Annotated in this window: 15 protein-coding genes; 14 read left to right on the forward strand and 1 reads right to left on the reverse strand. The window is 73.4% G+C overall.

The annotated features are described in order from the left end of the window. Positions 1-57: 57 nt before the first annotated feature. The 8 genes from JOE63_RS03160 to JOE63_RS03195 all read left to right on the forward strand — a co-directional run bounded on the left by JOE63_RS03160 (position 58) and on the right by JOE63_RS03195 (position 13,041). Positions 58-771: a LytR/AlgR family response regulator transcription factor gene (locus JOE63_RS03160; protein ID WP_087470699.1), complete on the forward strand. Its 714-nt coding sequence runs from the start codon at positions 58-60 to the stop codon at positions 769-771. Further along, positions 768-2,153: an ATP-binding protein gene (locus tag JOE63_RS03165; RefSeq protein WP_087470700.1), complete on the forward strand. Its 1,386-nt coding sequence runs from the start codon at positions 768-770 to the stop codon at positions 2,151-2,153. Before JOE63_RS03160 ends, JOE63_RS03165 begins: the two co-directional genes overlap by 4 nt. A 267-nt stretch (positions 2,154-2,420) precedes the next feature. Beyond that, complete coding sequence (locus tag JOE63_RS03170) at positions 2,421-4,817, forward strand: glycoside hydrolase family 3 protein (RefSeq protein ID WP_204539063.1); 2,397 nt, start codon at positions 2,421-2,423, stop codon at positions 4,815-4,817. Between the two features lie 125 nt (positions 4,818-4,942). Beyond that, positions 4,943-5,356: a hypothetical protein gene (locus JOE63_RS03175; RefSeq protein ID WP_204539066.1), complete on the forward strand. Its 414-nt coding sequence runs from the start codon at positions 4,943-4,945 to the stop codon at positions 5,354-5,356. A gap of 214 nt (positions 5,357-5,570) precedes the next feature. Further along, positions 5,571-8,564 (forward strand): glycoside hydrolase family 3 protein, encoded by a 2,994-nt coding sequence (locus tag JOE63_RS03180; protein WP_307839915.1) that lies wholly within the window; start codon positions 5,571-5,573, stop codon positions 8,562-8,564. Between the two features lie 243 nt (positions 8,565-8,807). Then, entirely contained in the window at positions 8,808-11,342 is a 2,535-nt protein-coding gene (locus JOE63_RS03185; RefSeq protein ID WP_204539067.1) for a glycoside hydrolase family 3 C-terminal domain-containing protein, read from the forward strand. Between the two features lie 20 nt (positions 11,343-11,362). Further along, positions 11,363-12,001: a hypothetical protein gene (locus tag JOE63_RS03190; RefSeq protein ID WP_087470705.1), complete on the forward strand. Its 639-nt coding sequence runs from the start codon at positions 11,363-11,365 to the stop codon at positions 11,999-12,001. Then, complete coding sequence (locus tag JOE63_RS03195; RefSeq protein ID WP_087470706.1) at positions 11,998-13,041, forward strand: glycosyltransferase family 2 protein; 1,044 nt, start codon at positions 11,998-12,000, stop codon at positions 13,039-13,041. The genes JOE63_RS03190 and JOE63_RS03195 overlap by 4 nt, the downstream gene beginning before the upstream one ends. Positions 13,042-13,080: 39 nt before the next feature. Here the strand turns inward: JOE63_RS03195 and JOE63_RS03200 are convergent, their stop codons facing one another. Further along, positions 13,081-13,557: an Lrp/AsnC family transcriptional regulator gene (locus tag JOE63_RS03200; protein ID WP_087470707.1), complete on the reverse strand. Its 477-nt coding sequence runs from the start codon at positions 13,555-13,557 to the stop codon at positions 13,081-13,083. Between the two features lie 253 nt (positions 13,558-13,810). On the opposite strand from JOE63_RS03200, the gene JOE63_RS03205 reads away from it, so the two are divergent. From JOE63_RS03205 to JOE63_RS03235, 6 genes are read left to right on the forward strand one after another with little or no spacing between them, the layout of a single operon-like run. Further along, positions 13,811-15,136: a thiamine pyrophosphate-dependent dehydrogenase E1 component subunit alpha gene (locus tag JOE63_RS03205; RefSeq protein WP_204543414.1), complete on the forward strand. Its 1,326-nt coding sequence runs from the start codon at positions 13,811-13,813 to the stop codon at positions 15,134-15,136. Continuing rightward, entirely contained in the window at positions 15,133-16,209 is a 1,077-nt protein-coding gene (locus JOE63_RS03210) for an alpha-ketoacid dehydrogenase subunit beta (protein WP_204539070.1), read from the forward strand. The genes JOE63_RS03205 and JOE63_RS03210 overlap by 4 nt, the downstream gene beginning before the upstream one ends. Further along, positions 16,206-17,963, forward strand: a complete 1,758-nt coding sequence (locus JOE63_RS03215; RefSeq protein ID WP_374058987.1) for a dihydrolipoamide acetyltransferase family protein — start codon at positions 16,206-16,208, stop codon at positions 17,961-17,963. The genes JOE63_RS03210 and JOE63_RS03215 overlap by 4 nt, the downstream gene beginning before the upstream one ends. Next, positions 17,960-19,624, forward strand: coding sequence for a carboxyl transferase domain-containing protein (locus tag JOE63_RS03220; protein WP_204539072.1), 1,665 nt, complete (start codon positions 17,960-17,962; stop codon positions 19,622-19,624). Before JOE63_RS03215 ends, JOE63_RS03220 begins: the two co-directional genes overlap by 4 nt. 4 nt (positions 19,625-19,628) lie before the next feature. After that, on the forward strand, positions 19,629-22,265 hold the full coding sequence (locus JOE63_RS20820) for an ATP-binding protein (RefSeq protein ID WP_239576603.1): 2,637 nt from the start codon (positions 19,629-19,631) through the stop codon (positions 22,263-22,265). After that, positions 22,262-23,437 (forward strand): acyl-CoA dehydrogenase family protein, encoded by a 1,176-nt coding sequence (locus JOE63_RS03235; protein ID WP_087470714.1) that lies wholly within the window; start codon positions 22,262-22,264, stop codon positions 23,435-23,437. Before JOE63_RS20820 ends, JOE63_RS03235 begins: the two co-directional genes overlap by 4 nt. Positions 23,438-23,483 lie beyond the last annotated feature (46 nt).

A 23,483-nucleotide genomic window follows, 5' to 3' on the forward strand; every position in this document is an offset into this window, starting at 1 on the left:
GCAGTGTCCGGTCGGCGCGGGCACGCCCGGGGGGCGTAGTCCCTGGAGAACGGCATCGTGATCAGGATCGGCATCGTGGAGGACGACCCCGCGAGCAGCGCGCTGCTCGTGGAGTACCTGCGACGGTACGAGAGCGAGCACGACGAACAGTTCGCCGTCGCGATGTTCACGGACGGCGCGCAGGTCGTCGCCGGGTACCGGCCGGACTTCGACATCCTGCTGCTCGACGTCGAGATGCCGCACCTGGACGGGTTCAGCGCCGCCCACCGCATCCGGCAGGTCGACGCCGACGTCGTGCTGATCTTCATCACCAACATGACGCAGCACGCGATCAAGGGCTACGAGGTCGACGCGCTGAGCTACATGCTCAAGCCGCTGCGGTACTTCGCGTTCTCGCAGGAGCTCAAGCGCTCGGTCGCGCGGATCCGACGGCGGTCGGCCGACTACCTGCTGCTCGCGGTCGACGGCGGGCTCGCGCGCGTCGCGACCGACGACATCGTCTTCCTCGAGAGCGCCAAGCACCGCACGACCGTGCACACCGTCGACGGACGGCACTCCGTGGTCGGGCCGCTCAAGGCGCTCGAGGCGCAGCTCGAGGGCAAGGACTTCTTCCGGAGCAACAGCGGCTACCTCGTGAACCTGCGGCACGTGCTGGCCATCCAGGGCAGCAGCGTGCTCCTGGTCGGCGGGCACGACCTGCTCATCAGCCGTGCCCGCAAGAAGGCGTTCCTCGCGGCGCTGACCGACTACCTCGGGGAGCGGCGCGCATGACCCAGGCGGCCTCGATCCTGGAGACCCTGCCGGACATCCCGCGTGCGCTGACCGGGCTGGCCGAGTGGCTCGCGTGCCTCGTCTACGTGCTCCTGCGGCGACCGCGGCTGCCTCGCCCGCGGCTCGTCCTGCTCGCCGCCGCAGCGCTCGGCGCGCAGGTCGGCGTGCAGGCCCTCGCCGACCTGCTCCCGCGGCAGCTCTGGACCGTGGGCATGGCGGCCGCGGTCGCGTGCATGTACGGGTTCATCGTCGCGGCGGCGCGTGTCTCGGCGCGGGACGCGGGGTACTTCGCGGCCCGCGCGCTCGTGCTCGCCGAGCTCGTGGCGGCCCTGCACTGGCAGGTCCACTGCTTCTTCTTCCTGCCCGAGGGCCGGCCGGGGACGGCGTGGCAGGTCGCGTTCTTCGTCCTCGTCTACGCGGTCGGGTACGGGGTCGCGTACGTCGTCGAGTCCCGGCACTTCCGCCCCGACCAGGAGCTCGACGTCACGGTCGGCGAGCTCGCGTCGGCCGTCGCGATCGCGCTCGTGACGTTCTTCATGAGCAACATCAGCTTCCTCAACGCCAACACCCCGTTCAGCGGGCGCCTCGGGCTGGAGATCTTCTACATCCGCACGCTCGTGGACCTGTGCGGGTTCGTGGCGCTGTACGCGCAGCAGGGACAGCGGCTCCAGCACCAGGCGCGGTCCGAGGTGCGGGCGATCGACGAGATGCTCCGCCGCCAGCACGAGCAGTACCTCCAGTCCAAGCGGAACATGAAGATCGTCCACCGCAAGTACCACGACCTCAAGCACCAGATCGGCGTGATCCGGGCCGAGGTGGACCCGCGCCGGCGGGCGTCCTACCTGGACGACCTGGAGGCCAGCATCTCCGGCCACGCCCGGCAGGCGGACACCGGGAACGGGGTGCTCGACGTCATCCTCACGACGAAGAGCCAGGAGTGCGCCGAGCGCGACATCGACCTCACGTGCGTGGTCGACGGCGCGCTGCTCGACTTCATGTCCGCGATGGACGTCGCCGCCGTGTTCGGCAACGCGCTGGACAACGCGATCGACGGCGTCATGGCGGTGCCCGACCCGGAGCAGCGGATCATCAAGGTCGCCGTCTACGCGCGCGACCGGTTCGTGCTGCTGACGGTGGAGAACTACTTCTCCGGCGAGCTCCACACCGAGGGCGGCGACATCGTCACGCGGCGTGCCGACAGGACCCGGCACGGGTACGGGCTCAAGTCCATCCGGTACACCGCGGAGAAGTACGGCGGCTCCATGACGGTCAACACCGAGGACCGATGGTTCCTGCTCCGCGTGCTGCTCCCCCTGCCGCAGGACCGTCCGCCCACCGCCGCCGCACGCCGGTCGGTCACGTCGGGGGCCACCACCGCGTAGACCTTCCGGGCCGACCCGACGGGACTTCCGACCCCCGCGCCGTGACCCCGTCGTGACCTCGCCGACCGATCGTGCACGCAAAGCGACGGTTCGTGCACCGGGCCGCCCGGGCCGCCCGCGCCGTCCATAGCGTGGCGGCGCGGCTCAGGACCACGACGTCCCGGGCCTCGACGGGTTCGCAGAGCTCGTCAGCCACGCACGTGCCCCGGGTGGGGCGGCGGGGACGGCGCGGTGGCCGACGAGCGCGGAGACGACAAGGGAAGGTCGATGAAGACAACGACAACGGCGGGAAAGCTCGACGGCAGGGCGGCACGCGTCCGGGGAGCGGCGGCGCTCGCGGGCCTGGCCCTCGTGGCCACCGCAGGGTGCACGGCCGGCACCCCGGACAAGGAGAGCGCGTCGGACGCGTTCACCACGCGGGAGGTCACCGACGGGACCACGGCCTTCGTGGTCGTCGACAACCCGGGTGACGGCCCCACGCTCTCGTACGGTGCGGACAGCGCCGTCGAGCTGCTGACCGAGGAGGTCGACGGCCAGAAGCTCGCGTTCAAGGACATGAACGCGAACGGGACGCTCGACACCTGGGAGGACTGGCGCGAGAGCGCGCAGGACCGCGCCGCGGCGCTGTCCGAGGAGCTGACGATCGAGCAGATCGCCGGCCTCATGCTGTTCAGCTCGCACGAGCGGTCGCCCGCGGACGGGCTGACCGACGCGCAGAAGGAGTACCTGACCGACTCCCACCTGCGCAACGTGCTCAACGCCGGCCCCAACGACGTCGAGGCCAACGTCACCTGGTCCAACCAGATGCAGGCCTTCGCCGAGTCGCTCGCGACCGCGGACGAGCCCTACGTGCCGGTGAACTTCAGCTCCGACCCGCGCTCGACGGCCGGCGCGTCGGACTACAACGCCTCGGGCGACATCTCCCGGTGGCCGTCCAACCTCGGCCTCGCGGCGACGTTCGACGCGGAGCAGACGCAGAAGTTCGGTGAGGCGGCGTCGGCCGAGTACCGCGCGCTGGGCATCGCCACGGCGCTCAGCCCGCAGATCGACCTCGCGACCGAGCCGCGCTGGCTGCGCGTGGACGGCACGTTCGGCGAGGACGTCGCCCTCAGCACCGAGATGGCCCAGGCCTACGTGAGCGGCTTCCAGGGCACCCCGGGCCAGGAGGGCTGGGGGACCGAGTCGGTCAACGCGATGATCAAGCACTGGGCCGGCGACGGGCCCGGCGAGGGCGGCCGCGAGTCCCACACGACCGCGGGCAAGTACGGCGTGTACCCGGGCGGCAACTTCGACCAGCACACCGAGCCGTTCGTCGGCGCGCTCGACGCGGCGGCGGTCATGTCCGCCTACTCGATCGCGCTGGACGGCGAGGGGCAGCCGCTGTTCGGCGAGCGCGTCGGCTCGGCCTACGACTCGAAGCGCCTGAGCATCCTGCGCGACGACAACGGCTACGGCGGCGTCGTCGTCACGGACTGGGGCGTCACCGCCGGCGGCACCACGGACCCCGACGCGATGATCGGGACGTCGTGGGGCGTCGAGGACCTCACGGTCGAGGAGCGCCACTACGCGATCCTCAAGAACGGCGTGGACATGTTCGGCGGCAACAACGCCGTCGAGCCCGTCCTGGCGGCCCACGACCTGTGGCAGCAGGACTTCGAGGCGGGCACGAACGACGTCGACGCCGACACCCGCTTCCGCGAGTCCGGCGCGCGCATCCTCACCATGCTGTTCCAGCCGGGCCTGTACGAGGACGCGTACCTCGACCTCGACGCCTCCACGGCGACGGTCGGCAGCGAGGACAAGGTCGACGCCGGCTACGAGGCGCAGCTCGACTCCGTCGTCATGCTGAAGAACGACGGGACCGTCGCGGCCTCGGACGCCGAGGCGTGGAAGGACAAGACGGTCTACGTCCCGCGCTCCTACGACACCGGCTTCGCGGGCGTGTTCGGCCCGGGCGAGTACACCGAGGGGCCCGGCATCACGCAGGAGACCGCCGAGGAGTACTTCGGGAAGGTCGTCACCGACGAGGCCGTGACCGACGCCGACGGCAAGGTCACGAGCTACACCGCGCCGGACCTGTCCGACGTCGACCTCGTGCTCGTGGGCATGAAGAGCCCCAACAACGGCAACCCGTTCTCGCAGGCCGGCCACGACAGCGAGACCGGCGAGTGGTACCCGCTGTCGCTGCAGTACCGCCCGTACACCGCGGACGGCGCGAACGTGCGTCAGACGTCGATCTCCGGCGACCTGCTCCCGGACGGGACGCAGGAGAACCGGTCCTACTACGGCAAGACCTCGCGGATCGCGAACGAGTCGGACCTCGACGCGTTCGACCGGGCGCTCGCGGCCGTCGAGGCGTCGGGCAAGGACATCCCGGTGATCACCGTCCTCAAGGCGACGAACCCGACGATCCCGGCCGAGTTCGAGTCGCGGTCCGACGCGATCCTCGTCGGCTTCGGGGTCAGCGACCAGGCGCTCATCGAGTCGGCCCTCGGCCTGCACGAGACGCAGGGCCGGCTGCCGATCGGCTTCCCCGCGTCGATGGACGCGGTCGAGAAGCAGCTCGAGGACGTCGGCGAGGACGCGGAGCCCTACACCGACGCGGCGGGCAACGCGTACGCGTTCGGCTTCGGCCTGAACTTCAGCGGGCCGATCACGGACTGACGGACCGCACGGGCGGGCGGTCGCACGAGCGGCCGCCCGCCCGGGCAGGCGGCGCCCGCACGGCGCCGTCCGCCCGACCAGGCCGCGGGGTGGGCCCGCGGCGCGAACGAACCAAGGAGCAGGAAGTGAAGCGGAACAAGGCGTTGACCACGGGGATCGGGCTGCTCGTCGCCGTCACGGGGGCCTTCGGGCTGACGGCGTGCGGGAGCGGGGACGACTCCGCCGGCGGGTCCTCGTCGGAGAGCGAGTCGGCCGACGTCGACGTGGCGACCGACCTCGAGAACGCGCGCACGGCGGTCGCCGACGCGCTGGCCGAGGACGACAGCTGGGCGCAGATCATGCTCGCCAGCGACGTCAAGGAGCCGACCGTGAAGTACGGCCTCCTCGTGGTGCCCTTCGTTCCCTCGGACGCCGCCTCGCGCGTCCAGGGCACGATCGACATCAAGGACGGCGAGTACACGATCGAGGCCGACTCCGCCGCGACCGGCGAGACCTGGCAGATCGACCAGGACGGCACCATCACCCCGGCCGGGAAGTAGCCCACCCGTGCCTCGTCCCTCCGGCGGGCCGCTCGGGCGGATCGCCGGGCGGATCGTCGGACGGACGAGGCACCACCCAGGGCACGAAACGACACGGGTCGGGCACGACGACGACTGTCCGTGCCGCAGAAACGACCGATCGTGCAGCCGCGGCGGGCGGCGCCGAACCCCGCTCCTAGCCTGAGGAACGGGCCCGCACTCGAGGAGGAATGCAGTGAACGCCAGGGCGAAGAACGCCGACGGTGGCAGGACGCCGATGTCGAACAAGAAGTTCCTGTGGATCTGGGTACCCGTGCTCGCGACGGTGACCGTGCTCGTCGTCGTCGCGAACGTCGCGCTCAACGTCGCGGGCGGCTGGGTCGCGTCCCAGCTCGGGTCCGGTACCTACACGTTCACCAACTCCGAGGAGTCCTCGGGCTGGGACACCGAGTACTACACGGCCGAGCACGACAGCCAGGAGTCCGTGGACGAGGCCGCGAAGGCGCTCGTCGAGGAGATCGCCGCCGGCGGCATCGTCCTCGCGAAGAACGAGGCCGGCGCGCTGCCCCTCGCCGCGGACGCCCGCGTGACCATGCTGGGTCGCGCGTCCGCGGACCCGGTGTTCGGCGGCTCGGGCTCCGGATCGGTCGACACCAACTCCGCGGTGACCGTCCGGGGCGGCCTCGAGAACGCGGGCCTCACGGTCAACGGCGACGTCTACGCCACGATCGAGGCGTTCGCGGCGGAGAACCCGCGCGGCCACATCGAGATGGACAACCCCGACGCGTCGAGCTACACGATCGGCGAGCTGCCCGTCGGCGACTACGAGGCGCAGTCCGGGACGTTCGCCGAGTTCGGCGACGCCGCGATCGTCACGATCGGCCGCCCCGGCGGCGAGGGCGGCGACCTCACGCGCGACATGACGGGTTGGGACGACAACGCTGAGCCCGGCCAGCACCAGCTCGAGCTCAACAAGGACGAGAAGGACCTCATCGCGCTCGCGACGGCGAGCTTCGACACGGTCGTCGTGGTCGTCAACGCGTCCACGACCCTCGAGCTCGGCGAGCTGCAGGCCGACCCCGCGGTCGACGCGATCCTGCTCGCGGGCTCGCCCGGCGCCACCGGCTTCAACTCCCTGGGCACGATCCTCACGGGCGAGGTCAACCCGTCCGGCCGCACGACCGACGTCTGGGCCGCGGACTTCACCGCCGACCCGACGTTCGCGAACTTCGGCAGCTTCTTCTACTCGAACATCGACGCGTCCTACCCGGTCTCGACGGTCGAGAAGGCGACGTCCAACGCGACCGTCACGAGCAACGCGCCCTTCGTCGACTACACCGAGGGCATCTACGTCGGGTACCGGTACTACGAGACCGCGGCGGCCGAGGGCTTCGTCGACTACGACGACGCCGTGGTCTACCCGTTCGGGTACGGCCTCAGCTACACCGACTTCGCCTGGGCCGTCACGGGCACGGAGGCGGGCGACGTCGACGGGACCGTGGCGGTCACGGTCGAGGTCACGAACACCGGCGCCGTCGCGGGCCGCGACGTGGTCGAGCTCTACTACACCGCGCCGTACACGCCGGGCGGCATCGAGAAGTCCGAGGTCGTCCTGGGCGACTTCGCCAAGACGGGCGTGATCGAGCCGGGCGCGAGCGAGACCGTGACCCTGGAGATCGCCGTCGAGGACATGGCGTCCTACGACCACCTGGGCGAGAAGGCGTACGTGCTGGAGGCGGGCGACTACACGATCAGCCTGCGCACCGACTCCCACACCGTCGCGGCGGGCACCGCGCCGATCACCTACCCGGTCGCGTCCGACGTCGTGTACGCGGGCGAGGACCACCGCGCGACGGACCGCGCCGAGGTGACCAACCGGTTCGACGACGTCTCGGCGCGCTTCAGCGCCGAGGGCGGCGCCGGCACCGTCGTGCCGATGTCCCGCGCCGACTTCGCGGGCACGTTCCCGCAGGCCCCGACGGCCGAGCAGTCGGTCGCGGACGAGGCCACGCAGGACGGCTTCGCCGCCTGGGACTACGACGCCGAGGCCGCCGCGTTCGACGGCGAGATGCCGACGACGGGCGAGCGCTCCGACCTGACGCTCGTCGACCTGCGCGGGCTGCCCAAGGACGACCCGCAGTGGGACGAGCTGCTCGACTCCCTGACGGTCGGCGACATGACGGACATGCTGCTGAACGGCGCCTACCAGACGGCCGCGATCGCCTCGATCGCCAAGCCGCAGACGGTCGAGCCGGACGGCCCGGCGGGCTTCTCGTCCTTCATCAACTCGTCGATCAACGGCGTCGCGTACCCGTCCGAGGTCCTCATCGCGCAGACGTGGGACGTCGACCTCGGCACCGCGATGGGCACGATGATCGGCGAGGAGGCGCTCCAGAAGGGCCTCAACGGCTGGTACGCGCCGGCGGTGAACCTGCACCGCTCGCCGTTCGGCGGCCGCAACTTCGAGTACTACTCGGAGGACCCGCTCCTCTCGGGCCAGATGGCCGCCGCCGTGTCGAACGGCGCCGCGAGCAAGGGCGTCTACACGATGCTCAAGCACTTCGCGCTCAACGAGCAGGAGACGAACCGCGTCGACAACGGCCCCGCGACCTGGGCGACCGAGCAGACGATCCGCGAGCTCTACCTCAAGCCGTTCGAGCTCGCGATCAAGGACGTCACCCTGGACGTCCGGTACGTCGCGGACGACGAGGGCACGATCGAGGAGACGACGGTCGGGGCGCTCGGCATCATGAGCTCGTTCAACCGGATCGGCGCCACGTGGACGGGTGGCTCGAAGCCGCTCATGACGGACGTCCTGCGCGGCGAGTGGGGCTTCGAGGGCTTCGCGATCACGGACTTCAACCTGTACCCGTACATGAACCCCAACGAGGGCCTCGACGGGGGCACGGACCTGACGCTCACCTTCCAGCCGTCGAAGTCGTTCGGTGACACGACGTCCGCGAAGGCGGTCACGGACATCCGGAACGCGACCCACAACATCCTGTTCACCGTGGCCAACTCGAACGCCATGAACGGGCTCGCCCCCGGCGCGACGGTCACCTACACGCCGCCCACGTGGGTCTACGTCCAGATCGGCGTGTCGGTCCTCCTCGGGCTGCTCGTCCTGGCCGGCGCGTTCCTCGTGACCCGCCGGGTCCGCCGCCACCGGGCGGCGAGCGAGGCGGCCCCGGCCCCCACCTCCGAGCCGGCGGTCCCCGCCGCCCGGTAGCCGGTGACCGTGACCCCCGGGCGGGCGACCGCCCGGGGCCACGGCACCCGGCGCCGTCGGGCCGGTGGCGCCCACCACCGCCGGCCCGACGCCGGGGCCCCGGACCGCCGTCCGGCACCGGGTCCCCGCCCCGCACGTCCCGAGCGGCGCCGTCGCCGACGCACCGCCGACGGCCGGCCCCGCCCTGCCCGCAGACCGCTCGGACAGACCCGCACGACCCCACGACCACGCAAGGAGAGCACCGTGCAGCTCCACGGCGAGACCACCGCCGCGGCCGGCGAGACGGCCTCGGCACCGAGCACGACGACCGCGACGACCGGCGTCGTCCCGACCGCGAGCCTGACCCTCCTGGAGAAGGCCGCGCTCCTGACGGGGAAGTCCGTGTGGGAGACGCACGACGTCCCGCGGCTCGGCGTCCGCTCGCTCTGGCTGGCCGACGGTCCGCACGGCGTGCGCAAGCAGCTCGGCGCCGCCGACCACCTCGGCATCGCGGCCTCGCAGGAGGCCACGTGCTTCCCGACGGCCGCCGCCGTGGCGAACACGTGGGACGTCGACCTGGCCGAGCGCGTGGGCGCCGCGCTCGGCGGCGAGGCCGCGGCGCAGGACGTGGACGTGCTGCTCGGGCCGGGCCTCAACATCAAGCGGTCGCCGCTCGGCGGGCGCAACTTCGAGTACTTCTCCGAGGACCCGCTGCTCGCGGGCCGGATGGCCGCCGGGTACGTGCGCGGGATCCAGTCCCGCGGCGTCGCCGCGTGCCCCAAGCACTTCGCGGTGAACTCCCAGGAGCTGCGCCGCATGGTCTCGGACTCCGTGGTCGACGAGCGCACGCTGCGGGAGGTCTACCTCACGGCGTTCGGGATCGTGGTCGCGGAGGCCAGCCCCCGGACGGTCATGTCCTCATACAACCTCGTCAACGGCGTGTACGCCCACGAGGACCCGTTTCTCCTCACGCAGGTGCTGCGCCGCGAGTGGGGCTTCGACGGCGCCGTCGTCTCCGACTGGGGCGGGTCGAACGACGTCGTCGCCGCCGCCGCGGCGGGCGGGACGCTCGAGATGCCCGCGGCCGGGCTCGGCTCGGCGCGCCAGCTCGTGGACGCGGTGCGGTCCGGACGCCTCGACGAGGCCGACCTCGACGCGCGCGCCGACGAGGTGCTGCGCCTCGTCGCCGCGGCCCGCGAGCCCGGCACCGCCCCTGCCGTGGGCGTCGACGCGCACCACGCGCTCGCCCGCGAGGTCGCGGCGCGCTCGGCGGTGCTGCTCAAGAACGAGGACGCGATCCTGCCGCTCGCCGCGGGGACCCGGGTCGCGGTCGTCGGCGACTTCGCGCGCACCCCGCGCTACCAGGGCTCCGGCTCCTCCGCGGTGAACCCGACCCGCCTCGACAGCGTGCTCGACGTGATCGGGGGCTCGGGCCTCGACCTGACGTCGTTCGCCCCCGGCTTCCACCGCGACGGCACGCCCGACGCCGCGCTGCGCGACGAGGCCGTCGAGGCCGCGCGCGGCGCCGACGTCGTGCTCCTCTTCCTCGGCCTGGACGAGATCGCGGAGTCGGAGGGCCTGGACCGCTCGACGCTCGCGCTGCACCGGGCGCAGGTCGAGGTGCTCCAGGCGGTCGCCGCGGCGAACCCCGCCACGGTCGTGGTGCTGGCCGGCGGCGGGGCGATCTCCACCCCGTGGCTCGGCTCGGCCCGCGCGCTCGTGCACGGCTACCTCTCCGGGCAGGCCGGGGCCGGAGGGATCCTCGACGTGCTCACGGGCGTCGTCAACCCCTCCGGGCGGCTCGCGGAGACGCTGCCGGTGCGGCTCGCGGACACCCCGACCGCCGGGTCGTTCCCCGCGACCGGGCGCACCGCGGTCTACCGCGAGGGTCTGTACGTCGGCTACCGGTACTACACGAGCGCCGACGTCCCCGTGGCGTTCCCGTTCGGGTTCGGTCTGTCGTACACGACGTTCGCGCACTCGGGCCTCGTGGTCGACAGCAGCCCTGCGACGGGTACTGCGACGGGTACCGCGACGGATGCTGCGACGGTCACCGCGACCGTGACGGTGACGAACACCGGGACGGTCGCCGGGGCCGACGTCGTGCAGGTCTACGTGCGCCGCGAGACGCCGGGGGTCCACCGCCCGGTCCGCACGCTCGCGGGCTTCGCGCGCGTCGAGCTCGCGCCCGGCGAGTCGCGCACGGTCACCGTGCCCCTCGGGGACGCGGCGTTCCGGCACTGGGACGTCGAGACGGGCGCGTGGCAGGTCGAGCAGGGCGCGTGGTCGGTGCTGGTCGGCTCGCACGTGGACGACCTGCCGCTCGGGGCGACGGTCGAGCTCGCCGGCACGGTGCCGCCCCGCACCGAGGACGACCTGCCGGAGCCGTACCGCACCGGGCGGGTCCACGACGTGTCGGACGCCCAGTTCGCGGCGCTCCTGGGCCGCCCCGTCCCGACGGCGGCCTGGTCCGGTCCCCTGGGCGTGAACGACCCGCTCTCGCGCCTCGCGGACGCGCGCTCGCCGCTCGCCCGCCTCGCGTTCCGGATCCTGTCCTGGCGGCGCGACGCCGCGGACCGCAAGGGGACGCCGGACCTCAACATCCTGTTCCTGCTCAACATGCCGTTCCGGGCCATCGGGAAGATGACCGGCGGCCTGGTCGACGCCGCGATGGTCGACGGCATCGTCCGCATCGTCAACGGCCACTTCTTCCGCGGCACCGGCGCCGTCCTGCGCGGCTTCGTCCGCAACCGCCGTGCCGACCGTCGAACCGCGCGGACCCTCCGCGGCGACGCCTGACCCGCTCGAAGGGAAGACCCATGTTCACCCGCCTCCGCGACGCCTGGCGCCGGTTCTCCGAGAAGCGACCGGGGACCGCGCAGTTCGTCGTCTTCTTCGTGCTGAGCAACGGCATCACCGTGCTGCAGCTCGCGCTCATGCCCCTCATCAAGTGGGTCTTCGGCATGACCGCCCTGGTGGACGTGGCCTTCCAGGTCTGGCCGATCGGGACGAACCCGGACGGGTCGACGTACTACGTCTTCGACTACGCCGCCGGCCCGCTCCCGGGCGGCGGCGGTGGGCTGGCATACTTCCTCGCCGTGCAGATCACCTTGCTGGTGGCGCAGGTGATCAACTTCTTCGCTCAGCGCAACATCACGTTCAAGTCCAACTCGTCGGTCGCGAAGGCCGCGCTCTGGTACACCATCGCGTACGTCGTCATCTCCATCGCCGCCGCCGCCGCGCAGGGCCTGTACAAGACGCCGATCTACGAGCTGTTCATCGACACGTGGGGCCTGGGCGCCGCGGGCGAGACCCTCGCGGACTTCACGACGATGATCATCAACGCGGCGATCTCGTTCTGGGTGTTCTTCCCGATCTTCAAGGTCATCTTCAAGCAGGTGCCCGAGGTGCCGGCCACGCCGGAGGCGGAGCACGCCGGAGAGGTGCGTGCGTCGTGACCCCGCTCCTGACCGTCGTGGTCCCGGCGTACAACGCCGAGCCCTACCTGGCGCGCGCCCTCGACTCGCTCGTGGGGTTCGGGCCCGAGGTGGAGGTCCTCGTCGTCGACGACGGCTCGACCGACGGCACGGCGGCGCTCGCGCAGGGCTACGCCGAGCGGCACCCGGGCGAGGTGCACGTGCTCCGCAAGGCCAACGGCGGGCACGGCTCGGCGATCAACACCGGCCTCGACCACGCCCGGGGGGAGTACCTCAAGGTCGTGGACGCCGACGACTGGGTGGACCGCGCCGCCCTCGCGCAGGTGCTCGCGACGCTGCGCGGGTTCGTGCGCCGGTTCGTGGACCCCGACGGCCCCGGTGGAGCGCCGGTCGACCTGTTGGTGAGCAACTTCGTCTACGAGAAGGTCGGCAAGCGCGTCAAGACGGCCGTCCGGTACCGCGGGGCGCTGCCGCGCGGCCGCGTGCTCACGTGGTCGCAGACCCGGCGGTTCGCCAAGCGCCAGTACATGATGATGCACGCGCTGATGTACCGGACCCAGGTGCTGCGCGACGCGGGCCTGCGGCTGCCCGAGCACACGTTCTACGTGGACAACCTGTACGCTCTCGTGCCGCTCGCGCACGTGCGCACGCTGTACTACCTCGACGTCGACCTCTACCGGTACTTCATCGGCCGCGAGGACCAGTCCGTGCACGAGGCGGTCATGCTCAAGCGGCTCGACCAGCAGCTCCGCGTCAACTGGCTCATGCTCGAGCACGTCTCCCGGACCCCGGTCACCGACCGGCGCCTGCGCCGCTACCTGCTCCACTACGTGGAGATCATCTGCGCGGTGTCGTCGATCCTGCTGGTCCGCGCCGGGACGCCCGCGTGCCTCGTGGAGAAGGAGCGGCTCTGGTCGCGCCTGCGCGCCCAGGACCCCGAGCTCTACCACCAGGTCCGCTGGTCGGGCCTCGGGCAGATCGCCAACCTCCCCGGCCCGGCGGGCCGGCGCGTGACGGTCCTCGCCTACCGCGTCGCGCAGCGCGCCATCGGCTTCAGCTGACCGCGTGCCCGACGGCGGGCGGCCGCGTCGCGATCCGCGTCACCGCTCGCCGCGGCGCTGCTGCTCGATGAGGGGGCGCAGGCGGTAGGGGATGAGCTCGCCCATCGACAGCGAGGTCTCCGTGCGCTCGACGCCGTCGATCGCGAGGATCGCGGCGTCGATGCGGAACAGGTGGTCGGTGTCGCGGCACGCGACGGTGACGCGCAGGTCGGCCGTCCCGCTGCGCCCGAACGCCTGCACGACCTCGGGGATGCGCGCGACGTCGTCGACGATCCGAGCGAGCTCCTTCTGGCGCACCTGGACCTCGACGAACGCCGTGAGCGGGTGCCCGAGCACGTGCGGGTCGATCCGCCGGTCGAGCGCGAGGAACGCGCCCTCGGCCTCCAGCCGCGCGAGGCGCGCGGCGACGGTGTTGCGAGAGATCCGCAGGCGGTCGGCGAGCGCGACGATCGTCGCCCGCGGGTCGTCGGCGAGGGCGAGCAGGAGGTCGAGGTCGACAGCGTCGGCGCTGTGCATGCTGCTCACCCTAGCCGAGTGACCGCGGTCACACTGCGCAGCGCGTCGGAGGTCGGTGGAGCCATGTGCGCGCCAGGGGTTACGTTCGCCCTACCTCGGTCCTCGACGGAGAGGACCGGCTCCCCGAGGTGAGGTGGCGACGATGCCCAGCGAACCTGCGGTGCGGACCGGACCGACGGCGGCGACCCCGCCGAAGGCGCAGAACGGTCACCGGGCGGCAACCCCGCGCGACGCACGAGCAGACCGGAAGACCATGGCGCACGACGTGCGCCCGGACACGCCCGCCGCCCGGCGCGCGGGCGCCCCGGGCAGGCAGCCGCGCGCCGGTGACGCTCCCCGGGACGCCGGGGGCACGCCGTCGGGCACGACCCCGACCCTGCGCCTGCTGACCGAGGACGGCACGCGGCTCCCGGACCCCGAGCTCGACCGGTGGCTCGCGGACCTCGACCCCGCGGCACCCGACGACGACGCGCGCGAGGCCGCCCGGACGACCCTCCTGCGGCTCTACGAGGACATGGTCGTCGCGCGGCGGATCGACGCCGAGGCGACGGCCCTCCAGCGCCAGGGCGAGCTCGCGCTGTGGCCCCCGCTGCTGGGCCAGGAGGCGGCGCAGGTCGGCTCGGCGCGCGCGCTGCGCGACGACGACTTCGTCTTCTCCTCCTACCGCGAGCACGCGGTCGCGCGGGTGCGCGGCGCCGAGCTCGTCGACCTGGTGCGCGTGTGGCGCGGCGTCGCGGTCTCCGGCTGGGACCCGTACGCGATCGGGATGGCGTCGCCGCAGGTCATCATCGGTGCGCAGACGCTCCACGCGACGGGCTGGGCGATGGGCGTCCAGAACGACGTCGACGCCGGCCGGGTCGACGCGGCCGCCGGGCTCCCCGTGGGAGTCGCGTACCTCGGCGACGGCGCGATGAGCCAGGGCGACGTGAACGAGGCGTTCGTCTTCGCGTCCACGTACCGCTCGCCGGTCCTCTTCTTCTGCCAGAACAACCAGTGGGCGATCTCCGAGCCGGTCGCGCTCCAGTCGCGCGTCCCGCTCGCCGACCGCGCCCGCGGGTTCGGCATGCCGGGCGTGCGCGTGGACGGCAACGACGTGCTCGCCGTGCTCGCCGTGACGCGCGCGGCGCTCGACCGCGCCCGCCACGACGACGGCCCGACGCTGATCGAGGCCGTCACGTACCGGATGGGCCCGCACACCACGGCCGACGACCCGAAGCGGTACCGCGACGCGGCCGAGGTCGAGGAGTGGACCGGGCGCGACCCGATCGCGCGGTTCGAGGCGTACCTGCGCTCCGTCGGTGTGCTCGACGACGCCCAGGCGGCGCGCGTGCAGGGCGTCGCCGACGCGGCGGCCGCCGAGCTGCGCGCCGGGTGCGTCGCACTCACCGACCCGCCGCCGCTGTCCCTCTTCGACCACGTCTACGCCGAGCCGCACCACGCGCTGGAGCGCGAGCGCGCCGAGTACGCGCACTACCTGGCGTCGTTCGGGGACGGGGACGACGGCGCGGGCGGGCCGGGCGCCGCGGGCGACCGGGCGGCGTCGAGCACCGGGGCGACCGTGACGGGGGTGGCGCGATGAGCACCCTCACCGTCGCGAAGGCGCTCGGCGCGGGGCTGCGCCGCGCGATGACCGACGACGACCGTGTGGTCGTCATGGGCGAGGACGTCGGCCGGCTCGGCGGCGTCTATCGCGTGACCGACGGGCTCCAGGCGGAGTTCGGGCCGCGCCGCGTGCTCGACACGCCGCTCGCGGAGTCGGGGATCATCGGGACGGCCGTCGGGCTCGCGTACCGCGGCTACCGGCCGGTGTGCGAGATCCAGTTCGACGGCTTCGTGTTCGTCGCGTTCGACCAGATCCTGTCCCAGCTCGCCAAGATGCACGCACGGACGGGCGGGAAGGTGCGCCTGCCGATCACGATCCGCATCCCCGTCGGCGGCGGGATCGGCGCGGCCGAGCACCACTCCGAGTCGCCCGAGGCGCTGTTCGCGCACGTCGCGGGCCTGCGCGTGGTGTCCGTCGCGAACCCGCAGGACGCGTACACCGTGCTCCGCCAGGCCGTCGCGTGCGACGACCCGGTGATCTTCTTCGAGCCCAAGCGGCGGTACCACCTCAAGGGCGAGGTCGACCTCGACCCCGTCGACCCGCTGCCCATGGACCGGGCGCGCGTCGTGCGGGAGGGCCACGACGTCACCCTCGTCACGTGGGGCGGCCTCGTCGGGACCGCGCTCGACGCCGCCGTCGCCGCGTCCGACGACGGCGTGTCCGTCGAGGTGGTCGACCTGCGCTCGCTCTCGCCGATCGACCACGACACCGTCGCGGCGTCCGTCCGCAAGACGGGTCGCGTCGTCGTGACGCACGAGGCGCCGCGGCAGGCCGGGCTCGGCGCGGAGATCGCCGCGACCGTGACCGACCGCTGCTTCGAGTACCTCGAGGCCGCGCCCGTCCGCGTCACCGGCCACGGCATGCCGTACCCGCCCGCCAAGCTCGAGGGCCACTACCTGCCCGACCTCGACCGCATCCTCGACGGCGTCGACCGCGTCCTGGGGCGGGTCGAGCCGTTCGTGCCGTCGTCCGTGCCCGACGCCGCGGCGCCGGTCGGGGCTCCCGGGTCGCGCGGCGCGACCCGCACCGTCGAGGCGGTGGCCCGATGATGACGATGCGCGAGTTCCGCCTCCCCGACCTCGGGGAGGGCCTCACCGAGTCCGACATCGTCAGCTGGCACGTCCACGCGGGCGACCACGTCGAGCTCAACCAGGTCATCGCCGAGGTCGAGACGGCCAAGGCCCTCGTCGACCTCCCGTCCCCGTACGCGGGCGTCGTCGCGTCGCTGCACGCGGAGGAGGGCCAGACCGTCACGGTCGGCGCCCCCTTGGTGACGTTCGAGATCGACGACGGTACCCCCGCCACCCCGCAGGCCGCCGAACCCGGGGTTGGGGGGCAGCCGGACCCCACGGTCGCGTCGAACCCCGGGCTCGGCGGCGAACCGATCCCCGGCAAGCCCGGGGTCGCGGGCGGTCCCGGCCTGGCGCCGCCCGTCTCGACGGCGTCCGCCGCGGCGGTGTCCGACGACGGGCCCGAGCCGAACCTCGTCGGGTACGGCGCTCGCCCGGACCGCGTCGGTCGCCCGACGCGCCGACCTCGCCGGCCCACCGGCGGTGCCGAACCCGGGGTTTCGCGCCACGACAGCACCGTGACGACCCGCAACCCCGGGCTCGGCGGCGCGACCGCGCCCGGTGACCGTGGCCGGGCGGTGGAGCGGCCGCGGTCGACGCCGCCGGTGCGGGCGCTCGCGAAGAAGCTCGGCGTGCGCATCGACCGCGTGGACGGCACGGGTCCGGACGGGCTCATCACGCGCGACGACGTCCTCGCGGCGGTGAGCTGCCACCGCGACGCCGTGCGGCCGCCGCGCGACGCCCACGGCACGCTCGCCGCCTCGACCGCCTCGACCGCCTCGACCGCGTCGACCGCGTCGACCGACGCTCCGACGGCGCCCGCGGACGAGAGGGGAGTAATGGCCCCGCGAGAGCCCGGGCGAGGGGCAACGTCTCCCGTCTCGGCGGACGCCGGTGCCGACGCGGGGGCCGGGCTCGAGCCCGAGGTCGTGCCGGTGCGCGGGGTGCGCAAGCACACCGCGGCGGCGATGGTGGCGAGCGCGTTCACGGCGCCGCACGCGACGGTGTTCCTCACGGTCGACGTGACGCGCAGCGTCGAGCTCCTGGAGCGCCTGCGGACCCACCGCCTCGCGCGGGGCGCGCGGATCACCGTGCTGGCGCTCGCGGCCCGCGCGCTGTGCCTCGCGCTGCCGCGCCACCCCGCGCTCAACAGCGCGTGGCACGACCTCCCGGACGGTTCCGCGGAGATCGTGCGGCACCGCCGCGTTCACCTGGGGATCGCGGTCGCGACGGACCGGGGGCTGGTCGTGCCGCACGTGCCCGACGCGCAGGACCTCGACCTGCCCGACCTCGCCGCCGAGCTCACCGACCTCACGGTCACGGCGCGCGACGGCCGGACGACGCCCGAGCGCCTCACCGGCGGGACGATCTCGATCACCAACGTCGGGGTGTTCGGCGTCGACGCGGGGACGCCCATCCTCGTGCCCGGCGAGGCGGCGATCCTCGGCCTGGGCGCGGTGCGGCGTCGGCCGTGGGAGCACGACGGCGAGGTCGCGCTGCGCGACGTCGTCACGCTGAGCCTGTCGTTCGACCACCGCGTGGTCGACGGCGAGCAGGGCGCGCGCTTCCTCGCCGACCTCGGCGCGCTGCTCGAGGACCCTGCCCTGGCCCTCCTGGCGAGCGGTCCGCCCCCTGGCGGTGGCGTGACACTCGGCCGAACCCGGGGTTCTACGCCATCGAGCGCCGTCGGTGACCCACAGCCCCGGGTTCGGCAGGGAGGGGTGACCGGATGACCGTGCTGACGAGCGCCGTCGACCCCGGGTCGGAGACGGCTCGGGCGAACGACGCCGCGCAGCGGGCGCTCGCCGGCGAGCTCCGGGACCGCACGTCGACCGTCGCGCGCGGGGGGCCGGCGTCGGCGCGTGACCGGCACGTCGCGCGCGGCAAGCTGCTGCCGCGCGACCGCGTCGACCGGCTGCTCGACGAGGGCAGCCCGTTCCTGGAGATCGCGCCGCTCGCCGGGTACGGCGTGGACGACGGCGCGTGGCCGGCCGCTGGGGTCGTCGCCGGGATCGGTGTGGTGAGCGGGCGGCAGGTCATGGTCGTGTGCAACGACGCGACCGTGAAGGGCGGGACGTACCACCCGCTCACGGTGAAGAAGCACCTGCGCGCGCAGGAGATCGCGCTCGAGAACCGGCTGCCGTGCGTCTACCTCGTCGACTCGGGCGGGGCGTTCCTGCCCCGGCAGGCCGAGGTGTTCCCGGACCGCGACCACTTCGGCCGGATCTTCTACCACCAGGCCCGGCTCTCGGCGGCGGGGATACCGCAGATCTCCGCGGTCCTCGGGTCGTGCACGGCGGGCGGTGCGTACGTGCCGGCCATGAGCGACGAGACGGTGATCGTGCGCGACCAGGGCACGATCTTCCTCGGCGGGCCGCCGCTCGTGAAGGCGGCCATCGGCGAGGTCGTCACGGCCGAGGAGCTCGGGGGCGGCGAGCTGCACGCGCGGCGGAGCGGCGTCGTCGACCACCTCGCCGACGACGACGAGGACGCGCTCGACACCGTGCGCCGCATCGTCGCGACGCTCCCGCCCGACCCCGCACCTGCGTGGGCCGTCGCAGCGAGCCTGCCCCCCGCCGTCGGCCACGATGACGCCTGGGCGTCCGGACCGGGGACGACGAGCCGGTCCGGCGAAGGTCTGTACAGTGCCGTCCCGACCGATGTACAAGCACCGTACGACCCGCGCGAGATCATTGCGCGACTCGTCGACGGCAGCCGGTTCGACGAGTTCAAGCGCGAGTACGGCGACACGCTCGTCACCGGGTTCGCGCGCGTCCACGGCCACCCGGTGGGCATCCTCGCGAACCAGGGCGTGCTCTTCGGAGCGTCGGCGCTCAAGGGGGCGCACTTCATCGAGCTGTGCGACCAGCGCGGCATCCCGCTGCTGTTCCTGCAGAACATCTCCGGGTTCATGGTCGGCACCGACGCCGAGGCGGGTGGCATCGCCAAGGACGGCGCCAAGATGGTCACGGCCGTCGCGACGACGCGCGTCCCCAAGCTCACCGTGATCGTCGGCGGGTCGTTCGGCGCCGGCAACTACTCGATGTGCGGGCGCGCGTACTCGCCGCGGTTCCTGTGGTCGTGGCCTGCGAGCCGCATCTCCGTCATGGGCGGTCCGCAGGCCGCGTCCGTGCTGTCGACTGTCAAGCGCGACCAGCTCGCCGCGCGCGGCGAGACCTGGGACCCCGACGAGGAGGCCGCGTTCTCCGCCGGCATCCGCGCCGACTACGACGAGCACGGCAGCCCCTACTACGCGACCGCGCGCCTGTGGGACGACGGCGTGATCGACCCCGCCGACACGCGCCGCGTGCTCGGCCTCGCCCTCGGCGTGTGCGCGCGCACGCCCCTCGCCGAGACCTGGACCGGTGACCGGTTCGGCCTCTTCCGGATGTGAGCCGATGACCTCCGACACCCCCCACGAGGCGACGGCCCGGCCGGCGGACCGGCCGTCCGCGCGCCCGGCGGACCGGCCGGCTGCCCCACCTGGCGGCGATCCCGGGTTCCGCACGGTCCTCGTCGCCAACCGCGGCGAGATCGCGTGCCGCGTGATCGGCACGCTCCGGCGCCTCGGCGTGCGCTCGGTCGCCGTCTTCTCCGACGCTGACGCCGACGCTCGCCACGTGCGCGAGGCCGACGTCGCCGTCCGGATCGGTCCCGCGCCCGCCACGCAGAGCTACCTCGACGTCGATGCCGTCGTCGCCGCGGCCGTCGCGACCGGCGCCGAGGCGGTCCACCCCGGCTACGGCTTCCTGTCCGAGAACCCTGCGCTCGCCCGCGCGTGCGAGCGCGCGGGCATCGCGTTCGTCGGGCCGGGCGTCGACGCGCTCGAGGCGATGGCGGACAAGCTCGCCGCCAAGCGCATCGTCGGCGCCCGGGGCGTGCCGGTCGTGCCCGGCGCGGGCGAGCCCGGGATGCCCGACGACGACCTGCTGGCCGCCGCGCGCGGCGTCGGGTTCCCGCTGCTCGTCAAGCCGTCCGCCGGGGGCGGGGGCAAGGGCATGGTCGTCGTGCGGACGGCCGACGACCTGTCCGGTGCGCTCGCGTCCGCGCGTCGCGTCGCCGGGTCGTCGTTCGGCGACGACACGCTGCTGCTCGAACGGCTCGTCGAGGCGCCGCGCCACATCGAGGTGCAGGTGCTCGCCGACACCCACGGGACCGTGGTCCACCTCGGCGAGCGCGAGTGCTCGCTCCAGCGCCGCCACCAGAAGGTCGTGGAGGAGGCGCCGTCGCCGCTCCTCACTCCCGCGCAGCGCGCCCGGATGGGTGAGGCCGCGTGCGAGGTCGCGCGGTCCGTCGGGTACGTCGGCGCCGGGACGGTCGAGTTCCTCGTCCCCGCCGCGGACCCCGACGCGTTCTTCTTCATCGAGATGAACACGCGCCTGCAGGTCGAGCACCCCGTCACCGAGATGGTCACCGGCCTCGACCTCGTCGAGCTCCAGCTCCGCGTCGCGGCCGGCGCGCCGCTCGGGATCGCCCAGGACGACGTCGTGCTGCGCGGCCACGCCGTCGAGGCGCGCCTCTACGCCGAGTCGCCCGAGCGCGGGTTCCTCCCGGCGACCGGCTCGGTCCTGGTCTACGACGACGACGGCGTCCCCGCCGGTCCCGGCGCCTCGCCGCTGCGCCTCGACTCGGGGATCGCCGCCGGTGCCGTCGTGAGTGGGTACTACGACCCCATGCTCGCGAAGGCCGTCGCGTGGGGTGAGACGCGTGACGAGGCCGTCGACCGGCTCGACGGGCTGCTCGCGCGGACCGTCGTGCTGGGGGTCGAGACGAACACGGCGTTCTTGCGGTCGTTGCTCGCGGATCCCGATGTCCGGGCGGGGCGGCTGGACACGGGGCTGATCGACCGGCTCGTGTCTTCCGGTTCGGGGCCTGTGCTCGGGTCCGGCGAGGGGCCGGGGGGTGTGCGCGCCGTCTACCATCCGCGCCCTCGTTCCTCGGGCGCTCCCGCCAGACCCAGCCACGACGGCGCGCACACCCCCCGACCCCTCACCTCCGCGGTCGGCTCACCCGCCGACCACGACGGCGCGCACACCCCCCGACTCCTCACCTCCGCGGTCGGCTCACCCGCCGACCACGACGGCGCGCACACCCCCCGACTCCTCACCTCCGCGGTCGGCTCACCCGCCGACCACGACGGCGCGCACACCCCCCGCCCCTTTGCTGCGGAGGTCGGCTCGCCGCCCGACGGCGTCGGGCGGGTCGAGCTCGTGGCCGCGGCACTGTTCCTCGTCGCGGTTGCGCTCGCCGAGCATGGGGTTGTGGCCCGTCCGGAGGACGAGATGGGCAGTAACCCGATGCTCGGCGGGGGAGCGGGGATCTCTGAGGCCGATCCGTGGCGGGTGCGTGACGGGTGGCGGCTCAACGCGGCCGCTGCCGCGCGGCAGGTCGTGCTCGTCGATGCCGCCGGGGATGTGCACGAGGTGCGGGTCTCCGGGTCGGCGCGGGACGCCGTCATGCAGTGTCCGCCGGCGCGCGACACCGACGGCGGGTGGGGACCCGGCGCCGCGCGACCGCGTGAGGTGCGGGCGTCGATCGAGCGCGACCGCGGGGGCGACGGCGCGTGGTGGCTCACCGTGGACGGCGTCCGGGAGCGGGTGCGGCTCGCGCTCGACGTGCCGCCCGCCGACGGCGAGCCCGCGACGGTGTGGCTGTGGCGCGACGGGCGGACCGTCGCGCTGGCCGCGCCGAGCCGGGAGCAGCGCGCCGCGCGGGCGCGGGACGAGCGCCGTCGGGCCCGGGACGACGCGCCCGGCGCGACGGATCCCGAGGTGCGCGCCGCGATGCCGGGCACGGTCGTGACGGCCGTCGCGGACGGCGAGCCGGTCGCCGCCGGGGCCGTCCTCGTGACGGTCGAGGCCATGAAGATGGAGCACCCGCTCCTCGCCCCGCACGACGGCGTCGCCGACGTGCGCGTGCGCCCCGGCGACCTCGTGCGCCGGGACCAGGTGGTCGCCGTCGTCCACCCCCACGACTCCGGCGCGGCACAACCCGCCGACCCGGTCCCGCAACCCGACACCCAGGGAGCATCATGATCGAGGCCGACGTCCTGCTCGACGACGAGCAGCGGAAGCTCAGCCAGGTGGTGCGCGACTTCGCGGACAGCGTCGTCGCGCCCGCCGCCTACCGGTACGACACCGAGCGCCGCCTGCCGATGGAGATCATCGAGCAGATGGGGGAGCTGGGGCTGTTCGGGCTCCCGTTCCCGCGCGAGATCGGTGGCCAGGGCAAGGACTACGTGTCGTTGTGCCTCGCCGTGGAGGCGCTCGCGCGCGTCGACCAGTCCATCGCGGTGACGCTCGAGGCGGGCGTCGGGCTGGGGATCGTGCCGATCTTCCGGCACGGCTCGCGCGAGCAGCAGGAGCGCTGGCTGCCCGACCTCCTCGCCGGGCGGGCGCTCGCGGCGTTCGGGCTCACGGAGGCCGACGCCGGCTCGGACGCGGGCGGCACGCGCACCACCGCGCGGCTCGACGGCGACGAGTGGGTGATCGACGGGTCCAAGCAGTTCATCACCAACTCGGGGACGCCGATCACGAGCCTCGTGACCATCACGGCCGTCACGGGCGAGCACGTCAGCCAGGACGGCGAGGTGCGCAAGGAGCTGTCGAGCATCATCGTGCCGGCGGGGACGCCCGGGCTGGAGGTCGGGCCGGCGTACGACAAGGTCGGGTGGCACACCTCCGACACGCACCCCCTCACGCTCACCGACGTCCGGGTCCCGGGAGGCAACCTGCTCGGCGAGCGCGGCCGCGGGTACGCGAACTTCTTGCGCGCGCTCGACGAGGGCCGCATCGCGTTCGCCGCGCTGGCGACCGGTGCCGCGCAGGGCTGCCTCGAGGAGGCGCTGCGGTACGCGAAGGAACGGGTCGTCTTCGGGCGGTCGATCGGCGAGAACCAGCACGTCGCGTTCACGCTCGCGCGCATGCAGGCCCGTGTCCACACGGCGCGGCTCGCGTGGCTCGACGCCGCCCACAAGCTCGTCGCGGGCAAGCCGTTCAAGGCGGAGGCGTCGGTCGCGAAGCTCGTCGGCGGCGAGGCGGCGATGGCGAACGCGCGCGACGCGTCGCAGATCTTCGGCGGCTACGGCTTCCTCAACGAGAACCCGGTCGCGCGGCACTACCGCGACGCCAAGGTCCTCGAGGTCGGCGAGGGCACCACCGAGGTGCAGCTGATGATCATCGCGAGGAGCCTGGGCCTAGAGGGTTAACCCAGGCTGCCGAACACGACGTTGCTGTCGTTCTGGCAGCCATTCC

Origin of the sequence: Cellulosimicrobium cellulans, assembly GCF_016907755.1 — a bacterium.
GTDB classification, from domain to species: domain Bacteria; phylum Actinomycetota; class Actinomycetes; order Actinomycetales; family Cellulomonadaceae; genus Cellulosimicrobium; species Cellulosimicrobium cellulans_D.